Annotated in this window: 9 protein-coding genes and 1 pseudogene; 5 read left to right on the forward strand and 5 right to left on the reverse strand. The window is 43.5% G+C overall.

Features of this window, described 5'->3' with window-relative positions; all coding sequences use genetic code 11:
* The first annotated feature begins 212 nt into the window (after positions 1–212).
* Together tnpA and F6K49_RS30380 are read left to right on the forward strand one after the other, a co-directional pair.
* Entirely contained in the window at positions 213–632 is a 420-nt protein-coding gene (tnpA, locus tag F6K49_RS30375; protein WP_293030543.1) for an IS200/IS605 family transposase, read from the forward strand.
* 36 nt (positions 633–668) lie between these two features.
* Positions 669–1,766, forward strand: a complete 1,098-nt coding sequence (locus tag F6K49_RS30380) for an MATE family efflux transporter (protein WP_293102602.1) — start codon at positions 669–671, stop codon at positions 1,764–1,766.
* On the opposite strand, the pseudogene F6K49_RS30385 reads toward F6K49_RS30380, so the two are convergent.
* A pseudogene (locus F6K49_RS30385) lies at positions 1,668–2,903 on the reverse strand (transposase). The gene F6K49_RS30380 and the pseudogene F6K49_RS30385 overlap by 99 nt on opposite strands.
* 604 nt (positions 2,904–3,507) lie before the next feature.
* On the opposite strand from F6K49_RS30385, the gene F6K49_RS30390 reads away from it, so the two are divergent.
* Positions 3,508–3,675, forward strand: a complete 168-nt coding sequence (locus tag F6K49_RS30390; protein ID WP_293019015.1) for a hypothetical protein — start codon at positions 3,508–3,510, stop codon at positions 3,673–3,675.
* Positions 3,676–4,428: 753 nt separating this feature from the next.
* Here the strand turns inward: F6K49_RS30390 and F6K49_RS30395 are convergent.
* Positions 4,429–5,541, reverse strand: coding sequence for an AraC family transcriptional regulator (locus F6K49_RS30395; protein WP_365939917.1), 1,113 nt, complete (start codon positions 5,539–5,541; stop codon positions 4,429–4,431).
* Here F6K49_RS30395 and F6K49_RS30400 point away from each other — a divergent pair.
* The gene (locus F6K49_RS30400) at positions 5,540–6,481 is read left to right on the forward strand and encodes an alpha/beta hydrolase (RefSeq protein WP_293102605.1); all 942 of its coding nucleotides are present in this window, start codon (positions 5,540–5,542) and stop codon (positions 6,479–6,481) included. The genes F6K49_RS30395 and F6K49_RS30400 overlap by 2 nt on opposite strands.
* 82 nt (positions 6,482–6,563) lie before the next feature.
* Here the strand turns inward: F6K49_RS30400 and F6K49_RS30405 are convergent, their stop codons facing one another.
* The 3 genes from F6K49_RS30405 to F6K49_RS30415 all read right to left on the reverse strand — a co-directional run bounded on the left by F6K49_RS30405 (position 6,564) and on the right by F6K49_RS30415 (position 8,665).
* Positions 6,564–6,752 (reverse strand): hypothetical protein, encoded by a 189-nt coding sequence (locus F6K49_RS30405; RefSeq protein WP_293102608.1) that lies wholly within the window; start codon positions 6,750–6,752, stop codon positions 6,564–6,566.
* Positions 6,753–7,452: 700 nt separating this feature from the next.
* Positions 7,453–8,121, reverse strand: a complete 669-nt coding sequence (locus F6K49_RS30410) for a PEP-CTERM sorting domain-containing protein (protein ID WP_293019018.1) — start codon at positions 8,119–8,121, stop codon at positions 7,453–7,455.
* Between the two features lie 88 nt (positions 8,122–8,209).
* Positions 8,210–8,665 carry an NUDIX hydrolase gene (locus F6K49_RS30415; protein WP_293102611.1) on the reverse strand — a complete coding sequence of 152 codons (456 nt, stop codon included), beginning with the start codon at positions 8,663–8,665 and terminating at the stop codon, positions 8,210–8,212.
* Between the two features lie 364 nt (positions 8,666–9,029).
* On the opposite strand from F6K49_RS30415, the gene F6K49_RS30420 reads away from it, so the two are divergent.
* A partial coding sequence (locus F6K49_RS30420) for a sodium/glutamate symporter (protein ID WP_293102614.1) occupies positions 9,030–10,153 on the forward strand: 1,124 nt, incomplete at its 3' end.

Here is a 10,153-nt window from a genome sequence, read left to right on the forward strand (position 1 = left end):
CTCAAGGGGTGGGTTTTCACCACCATCCTACAGATAGTTAGGATTTCTGGGTTTTCCCCGCGAATCCCCCTAGTTTTACCCCTCCTGTTTCAGGAGGCTCTTCCTAGGAACGAGCCGCACTCCATTTGTCGGTGCGAATGATCTTAGTTGGTGTTTTCACAATCTCGACTGAATCGCTAATATATCACTATGTTAACCCATAGTGTTTAGACATGTCAACTCCTCTCCGTTCTTTTGCTCACACTGTTTCACTAATCAAGGTTCACATAGTGTTTGTCACTAAGTACCGCCATCCAGTGATTACTGGGGATATAGAAGAGGACATCAAAGATTTAGCCAAAAGTATCTGCGAGAAAAATGACTGCATCCTTGAAGATGCTAAGGCGGATTTGGGAACGAAAGACCATATTCATCTTTTAATCGATTTAGCTCCCAAGGTATCAATTTCCAAACTTTGCAACACCCTCAAGACAGTAACGAGTAGAGAAATTAGAAAAAGGTACGCAAAAGAATTGGCTCCCTATTACTGGGAACCAGTTTTTTGGAAAAGAGGATTTAGCGCTGTTTCCTGTGGAGGCGCTTCTCTTTCTGTACTGAAGCAGTATATAGAAAACCAAGGCTATGACGATTGATTTGCCTGCTCCTTAACCCCCACCTGGCAAGCCGAGGTGGGGGAATGCGTCGCATTTTTGTTCAACCTGATTGACACCTATTTTGTCGGACAACTGGGAACCAAACCCCTAGCAGCTATGAGTTTCACCTTTCCGGTGGTGATGACTTTAGGTAGTCTAGCCATGGGGTTGGGGGTGGGAGCATCCTCTGTGATTGCCCGTGCCATTGGAGAAGGGGATCTCCAGAAAGTGCGGCGACTGACAACAGATAGTCTAACCCTGTCTCTGCTAGTAGTAGCACTCTTTACGTTGCTGGGATTAGCCACTATCGATCCCCTATTTACCGCCTTAGGAGCTGATGCCGATTTGCTACCACTGATTCGTAGTTACATGCAGATTTGGTATTGGGGAATGATTTGTCTGGTTATCCCGATGGTGGGTAACAATGCTATCCGCGCTTCCGGCAATACTGCTATTCCCAGCGTGATAATGACCGTTGCTGCATTCGTCAATATTGCCCTCGATCCAGTATTAATCCTGGGACTGGGAGGATTTCCTCGATTAGAACTGGCAGGGGCAGCGATCGCAACAGTCATTTCCCGTGCCACCACCCTAGTTGTAGCCTTGTGGTTTCTCAACAATCGCCTCCAGATGCTTTGCTTCAACCTGCCCAAGCTGAGAGTAATTTTAGAATCTTGGAAAAAAATTCTCTATGTGGGTTTGCCTGCTGCTGGAACCAGCATGGTATCTCCCATATCTATTGGTGTGATCACTGGGTTACTAGCCAGTTACGGAACAATCGCAGTCGCAGGTTTTGGTATTGCCTCACGAGTAGAATCCTTTAGCCAGATTGTCCTAATTGCAATCTCTGCCAGCATTGGACCGTTTGTAGGGCAAAACTGGGGGGCGAAAAAGTACCTCCGTGTCCATCAAGCCTTGCGTCTAAGTTTCCTATTGTGCTTATTTTGGGGAGTGCTAGTAACAGTGATTCTTGCTCCCACAGCTCCTTGGTTAGCCTCCCTGTTTAACAGCAACCCAGAATTGACACTCCCTGGTCTAAAGACGCGGGGATTCTTGGTTCAACGACTCGGCTTGCTGAACCTGGTTTTCACCAAGAACAGTAGAGACCAAATCTCCCCGAGCGTTTGGATTTAAAATCCAAGTTCCGGTGTGCCCCACCGTACTTAAGGCTCGTTCTAAAATATTGATCGCAGCATTATGATCTCTATCTAGCAAACAACCACACTGACAGATGTGGGTTCTAGTTGACAGAGATTTCTTGACTGTTTCACCACAATTAGAACAATTTTGGCTCGTATAGGCAGGGTTAACTGCAACAGTTATCTTGCCAAACTTAGTGCCAAAATACTCCATCCATATCCGAAATTTATACCAACCGGCATCATTAATAGACTTGGAAATACAGTGGTTTTTAACCATATTATTAACCCTTAAGTTTTCATAGGCTACCAGGTCGTTAGACCGGACTACGCAACGTGCAAGTCCCTTTGCATGTTCTATGCGCTACGCGCAGGCTTCGCCAACACGCTGCCTACTTATTTTAAGGTGTGTCTTGCCAAGTTTATTAATCGCTTTTTTACGGTTAGTAGAGCCTTTCTTTTTCCGAGAAACTCGACGCTGATAGAATTTTAGACGCTTTTCTCCCTTTCGGTAAAATCGAGGGTTTGGAACAGTATTGCCATTAGAGTCAGTGTAGAAGTCTTTTAATCCAACATCTAAACCAATACTGGTTCCTGTTGGTTCAACCGACTCAATAATGTCAGTTTTAATGCAAAACTGAACATAATAACCATCGGATCGACGGACTATCCTAACCCTCTTAATTAGTTTTACATCTAAACGCCATAAGTCCCATGTTCCCTTAAGCTTGAGTTTTCCTATTCCTTTTTTGTCGCTAAAAATAATCGACTTTTTGTCTGGACATAGCTTCCAGCCTGTGGTCTTATATTCTACTGAGTGACAATGCTTCTTGAATCTAGGAAATCCCTTCTTGCCGGGAACTTTTTTCTTGCAGTTATCGTAGAAACGGGCTATCGATGACCAAGCTCGCTCAGCACTGGCTTGACGAGCCATAGAGTTCAATTCATTTGCAAAGGGAAATTGCTTGGCCAAAACAGTACAATATTTGCTGATATCTGATCTACTAACGCCTTTATTATCCATCCAATACCGAATACAGCTATTACGAACAAACTTGGCTGTTCTAATCGCTTCATCTATCGCTGAATATTGTTTTTGTTTGCCGTATGCTTTGAACTCTAAAACAATCATTAGTATCGACCTTTAGCTACTACTTTAGTATACATCGGCCAGGGTAAGATTCCGTAATTCTAGAAATATTTTTTTTCATGGCTAAAAGCGCGCTACCAACCTTCATCCCCACTTTGAAAAGACGGGAGACGGGGGACGGGGCTTTCGGTTTCTGAATCCCTCGTAATATCAAAACTGTCTTAGCCTTAAAGAAAAATTAAGTGTCTGCTGGCATGGTTCAGCTTTGAAGTAAGCGATCAGCTTTCAGGTTTCAGTTATCAGCTTTCAATTTTCAGCCATTCCCGTAGCGTGGCCAAGGCCAATGGCTGACCGCTGACCACTGACTACTGACTACTGACGGCTGATGGCACCTCAAGTAGCGTGCGCGTAGCCCATAGGCTTACCTTCTGATTTCACTGCTTCCAGCTCCCAAGCTCCCTAAAAACATGTACCTCACCTAATTGCGCTATATAAAACAAGAGTGTTCGGCAGCTTGCAAAACCTTTTGGATGTCAATACCAATGATTAATTTCTAATCCTTTTAACCGATATAGCGCTACGCGCAAGTCAGAAGTTAAAAGTCAGAAGTCAAAAGTAAGGTACGACTAGGTTTCGGAGTTTAGAAATGTCAAACATCTTAATGCGTAGTGCTATATATAGCGTTTATTATAGCAAGGAAGTACACAGTATTTTTTACCTCTTGCATTTTCCCTGCTCCCTGCTCCCTGCTCCCTGCTCCCTAAAACCCAGAACGAAAGTACATCATGAGTTTTATTATTGCTATAAACTATGATAGTTACTCAATCGTCTTACCAATAAAAAAGTTAACTACTAGTTACTTAAATATCTAACACTATTATTTGTAAATAAATGTAAATATTTTTAATTATCCATTGCATTTTTACGAGGAGTTATCTATACTATAGAAGGTAAACACCGATACTAATAACCGCGCTGAGTATGCCCGTTAATCATGACCAGCGCGGCTTTCCTCCCAACCAAGTAGGAGTTACTTCTATGATGCAAAAAAAAATCACGATCATCAATCCCGGTTTTTCAGCAAGTCACCGGATCTCCCTTGGGAATACTGAATTCTGACCTCAAAGACTGTAAGCATTTAGCTTATGGGCTATAGGCACGCTACTTGAGCGGCCATGCGGCCATTGGGTGCATCTCCTCAAAGCTGATAGGAAAGCGCACCGGACTGTTTACTCCATTGATTAAACACAACTTGGAGTTCTTCGTAATCTAAATTAATCATGACTCTTCTGATTGCTGAATAAGAAGGAACACGAGCATGCATGAATTTGAAGTCTACTAATTAATTCGGGCTCGGTGGCGTTCCACAAATCTACCCAATTGTCGATAACCTCAATAACCACTGATCATCCCCATAATGATAATTAGAAGCACTAGCCATAGAGGATGACGAAGACCATGAGGATCAAGGGTGATCAAGTATTTGCAAGAGAAACGTCGATTAAGCTTTTCTTCAGGATTTGGGTATATTATCGGAATTATGCCATTTTTTCGGGCTATTGCTTCACTATAAACCTTTTTTTTCTATAATGGAATAGCCCTGCCACTGGCGAGGGGATTGGCCAAAATACCGCCGGAAATCTCGACTAAACTGAGATGGGCTAGAGTAACCCACTTGATATGCGGCCTCAGCAACTGTAGAGCCACTCACAATAAGCCTGGATGCATCATTGAGGCGATGAAGCTTAATAAACTGAATAGGGGAATAAGTCGTGATTTCCTTGAACTTGCGGTGAAACGCTGCGCGGCTCATGCCTGCTTCCTTGGCCAACTCGTCAATCGAGATAGCTTCATGAAGATTGGCTCTCAGGAAGGTCAAGGCCCGCGATATTTTCTGCATTCCTCCACCAAATACTTGGTAAACCGAGCACCCAGCCTCGCCTCGAAGAACGGCAAACATCAGTTCTTTAAGCCTACCGTTGCCGAGTATATTGAGGGCAACAGGATCATCTAGCAATTCCAGGATGCGCTGAAGTGCCTTCGTAAATTCGTTATCCCATTTGGCCACAGTTAGCCCAGGTACTATTTCGGTACTGGAGGTGCTGGAACTGTCTATAGCTGCCATGTCAATAACAGTTTCAAACATTGTGGGAGTCTCAATGCCCAACCAAAGACCAAGTAGGGGTTTTTCCGGTGATGCCTCGATCACCTCTGCCTCTACAGGAAGAGGCAGCGTACAGCACAAGTATTGGTTCTTATCATAGATTTGCGTTGTGCCGTTCAAATATGCTCGTTTCCTACCCTGGACAATGGCGCAAATGCCAGGTTCGTATACCCCTGGCAATCGTTCCACAAGGTGACTCGTTCGAAACAGTTGTAATCCCTCAATAGGGGTATCGTTTACGCCCTCGGAACTTGCGTGACGATTAATAAGATGGACAATCTTACACATATTCATGAATCTAGGATGACTTATTTTGACTATATTGATCCTTCTCTGAGATAAATAGGCAAAAAAATGAGAGGAATAGGCTTGTTTTAGAAGATTCCAAGGGATTAATCTGCAAGTAGACGCAGAGCGCTTGGGGCACATTCTAAGGTCATAAATGCTCTGTGGAGAAGTCCTGAAAATCGTGCTGAAGACTCTGCTAATCAAACTATGTAGATAGGAATAAAACATGTTTAATCTGATCCTTAATCCCGGAAAAAACGAGATTTCCTTTAAAAGCCAGGGATATACTCTAGCGGCTAATCTATATGTTCCTAGAGACTTTGATCCTTCTAACAGCTATCCAGCTGTTATCTATTCGCCTCCCTTCAATCAGGTCAAGGAACAGAGTGGTGCGATCTATTGCCACAAGCTGGCCGAGAAGGGCTATGTTGCTTTAGCCTTCGACCACGTTGGCTATGGTGACAGTGAAGGTGAAATTCGCAACTATGAGAACGCCAACATTAAGATGGAAAGCATCCGCGATGGGATTAGTTTTCTGGGCACCTTACCCTTTGTTAATCGAGATCGCCTTTTTGGCCTTGGCATGTGCGCCAGTGGTGGCTATATGGCCCTGGTGGCAACTACGGATAAAAGGCTCAAAGCCATCGCAACCGTCTCTGGCATGATGAGTAATCAAACAAGTTATTTCAAAACGATGGACCGTGAAACTGTTTGCGCTGCCATCGCAACAGCAAATGCGGGACGGCAAAAGTTTTATGAAACGGGTAAAGTCGAATACATGGATGCCCTTGGTATGGAAAGTTTGGATCTCGACTCCCTCGACAAAAAATCAGCTCAGTATGAAGGCTATGAGTTCTACATGACCAAACGGGCTGGAGCTGAAACCTATCCTAACTACTCTCACAAGTCGCCAACTTTTCTGCTGGAAACACCAATGCTAGCTGATGCTCAGTCCTATGCACCTTATCTTTACACACCGTACATCGGTATCTACGGTGAGAAGGCATTACAGGATACTGGCTCATTGACAGTAAAATTTTATGAGGCTGCAAGCGAACCCAAAGAGCTGGTCGAGATTTCAGGTGCAAGTCATGTATCGCTCTATGACATCAATGCAGATGTAGATCGTGCTATCACAGCAATAGATACATTCTTCCAAAAACATTAAAAGCTAATTTTGCCTTGAAATTAATACTGATACCAAATCCTGTTGAGATAGGTCCCTTATTATCAATTAATATTTATGTATATCAGTCTTTTCTCAATAAGAAAGGGTTCTCTGTAAGCCGGATTTGGTATGACATGGCTGAGGGGGTGACATGAGCCATGAAAAGCTTGCTGTATAAGGCTTTGAGGCCAATTAACTCAGGAAAGATACAGTCCCAAATTAACTCTCGATTAATTGTCTTGATGCAGCCGCTCATGGGGGTTTCCCCCATGAGCGCGCTGCATCAAGAAGCGCTGTAGTCTTTTTCTTTTACTTTCAAACTTTATTCCAAGAGGTAAAGCATTGGCTAACTTTTCAATGGCTAACTCTTTTGATTGATTGTAGCATAATAACTACAATATTTACTAAAATATAATTACGATCCTTTAGTTTAAATTTTAGATGCTTTTGATATAATAAGGGTAACTAACATTTTCAACAAAAATCCGTATGGGGGCTAGTGACGAATGGATTACGTTATCAGTTTGTTTATCTACACCAGTAAACTTCACCAACTTATCAGCTGATGCCATTACTAAACTTGATGTAATCTGAGAGTTATCTTCAATTGTTAAAAGTTTTGGAAGCTATCTGTAAACTCTAAGATATTAGATCCTAAGGTGATATTATCAGCAGGTATTATTTTTTTTATTCTACTTTTTCAGTCCCAAAGAAAAGTAGATACACCCTGCGCTTAGTTAATCTCTCGAATTCTTCGATTACAGAAACTGAAGCATCAAATTCCTGAGTATCCTTTATCAAGAACAATCATTGTTTGTGACGACGATAGAATCACAATCCAATTTTATTATTTCCCCATTGGTATAAGGATATGCGCGTAGCGCATATCCTTACCGATTGATAACAAACGAATTTTCTACTCTACTATTAGTAATATCCAAGACAAAAGCCGCTTGATTGATATCAACTCCTTAGGTTTTGACAATGCGGCGTGTCCCAGCTAGACCTACAGCGAATAAGCCTAATCCCAGTAGAGTGGAGGGTTCCGGTACACTAACTGGTTTGGGGTCAGAGGGGCGGATAACTTTTATAGGGGATATTGCTGTTAGTTTACTACTGCCTTCACGATTAGACCCTACACTTTGCAGACGCACTCCAAATTTTTGCTCCTCAAACATATCGAGCGTTAAGGCTTCTGTAGCGTGAGATAGGGTAAAGCTAGTGGATTGAATATCATCAGTTCCGATACCATTGGTGCCAATCTTTAAACCAAAATCGAATGAGCCAGGGTTGCTATGACCACCACCGTTCAGATTGACACCATTGCCAAGATTGCTAGTATTGGTGACCAAACTCCCGGTTACATCATTGCCACTAACACTCAAATCATTTGAGTTCAAATTGAAAGTGTCGTTAATATCGAAGAATACCCCAGTGATGTCGGCCAAGGTATCAGTCACTTCAAAGTTAAACTTAACATCATTGCCAACTTCCTCTAAAGTAATGTTGACTGTAGCGGGATCACCGGTAAACGGAGAAATATCGAAGTCAAGAACAGCCGCTTCGGCAGAGATGGCGTTCAATGTAGAAGCAGCGATTGTTACAGTAGCAGCTGCCATTAAAGAGGGCTTGATGTTCATGAGTGGTAATCCTTAACTGTTCTTAATTATCAGGATTACAGGCTGATGTTTGCATTCAGGTTAGTTCAATGTATCCGTAGTTGATGAGTTACTGTATCACTTCCGCAGATAGCCTAGGTCTAATTCCATAATGACGATAATTCCAATAATCCCGCAAAATTTTGTTGTGGTCAAAGCAGAGATTAGATGGCACTTCCCAAGGGTGAAAAATGCCCAGATTTTTAGCATCATCAGCGGCTTTGGGTTCACCAGTTGCTGTAGCTAAAAAGACAATACTAATGGTATGCTTACGGGTATCACGATTAGGGTCGGAATACACCTGGAATTGCTCAATTAGTTCAACGTGTAAGCTGACTTCTTCCTTAGCTTCTCGCACCGCTGCTGTTTCTACCGACTCGCCGTAATCTACAAAGCCACCGGGAATTGCCCAGCCTAGGGGGGGATTCTGCCGTTCTATCAAAATAATCGGTCGATGGGGTCGGTCGATTAGTTCAATAATGATATCAACAGTGGGAGCAGGATTACGGTATTGAGTAGAAGTCATGGGTTAGATCAAATCTGGTTGAGTATTTATGATATAGCAAAGGGAGTAGGGAGTAGGGAGTAGGGAGTAGGGAGTAGGGAGTAGGGAGTAGGGAAATTCCGATCAAAAATTCTCACAATTAATATTGTGAGAAATGCGATGTGTCCGATTAGCCTGACCCAAAAACTAGAGACTAGACGGAATTTTCTCTCTCGCCTGAGTTACAATAATCCTTTATTCAGCTTCACCACTACAGACTCAACTCGCCGACGATGCTTTACTGTTAAAGCTTTACCCTCAAAGCTTTACCGTCAAATTTTAAATTTTTAGTTACCAGAGGCAGTTGACATCGGTGGTGTAACTATCCCACTGAGGGGAAGGTGCTATGTTTACGCTCATCAATGCTTTATTTGCTTTGATCATGATCGGGATTCTACTCCTGATCGGCAGGTTTCTTAAACAAAAAGTTCGGCTATTTCAATCCCTTTATCTACCAGAATCTGTTATTGCTGGGGGAGTAGCATTGTTACTCGGACCAGCAGTATTGGGTGCGATCGCATCTACCCTATCAGGTACAGATTCATTACTGGCTGGGGGTCTGTTTCCGAAAACCATGGGAATAGTTTGGTCTCAGTCTCCTGGTGTCTTTATCAATGTTGTCTTCGCCGCCTTATTTTTAGGTGAAGCGATCCCCAGTCCCATAAAAATTTGGCGCAAAGCGGCACCTCAGGTCGCATTCGGTCAAACCCTGGCCTGGGGACAATATGTGATTGGACTGCTGCTAGTTCTGTTAGTCTTGAGTCCGATATTCGGTGTCGATCCCATCGCAGGTGCATTAATCGAAATTGCCTTTGAAGGCGGTCACGGCACCGCTGCTGGCATGACCGATACCTTTAGAAAATTGGGTTTTAACGACGGTGGTGACTTGGCTCTAGGCTTGGCTACACTCGGTATTCTCTCAGGGGTGATCGCAGGTACCTGGCTAGCAAGCTGGGGCAGGCGCAAGGGCTACATCCAGGCCAGCCCTGCGACCAGCGACCTACAACAGTTTCGGGATAAAATTCAAAATACAATTCAACAGACAATTCAAGGAGAACCTACTGAAGTTAGGTTAGCCAGAGCGAGATTAATGGATGGTTTACTGATCGATCCCCTGTCATTGAACCTTGCTTTTGTAGGAGTTGCGATCGCAATCGGCTGGCTAATCCTGGCAGTGCTCAAGTTCATTGAGTCAGTGACTTGGGGAGCCGGTGGCTTTCAAGTAATTCAGTATGTGCCTCTGTTTCCGATGGCACTAATTGGTGGTTTGATTGTCCAAGTCGTAACCGTGCGTCTAGGACTGGGGTCACTAATTATTCGACCCTTGCAGGAGCGCATCTCTGGGGTAGCGTTAGATGTGGTAATTGTGACCGCATTAGCGTCGATTTCCCTAAGAGTGCTGGGAAACAACCTCCTGCCATTTTTAATTCTTGCGATCGCTGGCATCGTCTGGAACATCTGGGCATTTGT

The sequence above is a fragment of the Moorena sp. SIO3I6 genome (genome assembly GCF_010672095.1).

Coding starts and splice junctions, on each gene's coding strand:
- tnpA (WP_293030543.1), top strand. CDS start 213: ATGTCAACTCCTCTCCGTTCTTTTGCTCACACTGTTTCACTAATCAAG.
- F6K49_RS30390 (WP_293019015.1), top strand. CDS start 3,508: ATGTCAAACATCTTAATGCGTAGTGCTATATATAGCGTTTATTATAGC.
- F6K49_RS30400 (WP_293102605.1), top strand. CDS start 5,540: ATGTTTAATCTGATCCTTAATCCCGGAAAAAACGAGATTTCCTTTAAA.
- F6K49_RS30395 (WP_365939917.1), bottom strand. CDS start 5,541: ATGTTTTATTCCTATCTACATAGTTTGATTAGCAGAGTCTTCAGCACG.
- F6K49_RS30405 (WP_293102608.1), bottom strand. CDS start 6,752: ATGGGGGAAACCCCCATGAGCGGCTGCATCAAGACAATTAATCGAGAG.
- F6K49_RS30410 (WP_293019018.1), bottom strand. CDS start 8,121: ATGAACATCAAGCCCTCTTTAATGGCAGCTGCTACTGTAACAATCGCT.
- F6K49_RS30415 (WP_293102611.1), bottom strand. CDS start 8,665: ATGACTTCTACTCAATACCGTAATCCTGCTCCCACTGTTGATATCATT.